The organism is Veillonella sp. ZSJB6 (genome assembly GCF_051549505.1).
In the GTDB taxonomy this organism is placed as follows: Bacteria; Bacillota; Negativicutes; order Veillonellales; family Veillonellaceae; genus Veillonella.
The window spans coordinates 1-256 of sequence record NZ_JBPUGE010000100.1 but is presented as its reverse complement, the minus strand read 5'-3'; the positions used below and the strand labels follow the sequence as shown (position 1 = coordinate 256).

The following is a 256-nucleotide window of genomic DNA, read 5'->3' as shown; positions in this document are numbered from 1 at the left end:
CCCTCCCTTGTTCAGTAAACTTCAACGCATTTTGAATTAGGTTAATCAAAATTTGCTTGACTTTCGTCAAATTACTCATGATGTGTTCGGGAACTTGTTGCTCCATCTCGACGGTCCACGCGACACCTTTTTGTTGTGCGATCATATCAAACATACGGTAAATCTCACGCAGCATTACCGGTAGAGAGAAGGTTTGCTTCACCGCTCGCATATAGCCGGATTCAATCTTGGACATGTCTAAAATCTCGTTGATCAG

At 43.0% G+C, this 256-nt stretch carries 1 protein-coding gene; it reads right to left on the bottom strand.

Annotated features, from left to right (window positions below; all coding sequences use genetic code 11):
• The coding region (locus ACSV5T_RS10050; RefSeq protein ID WP_438321035.1) for a sensor histidine kinase at window positions 1-235 on the bottom strand (235 nt) is incomplete at its 3' end.
• Window positions 236-256 lie beyond the last annotated feature (21 nt).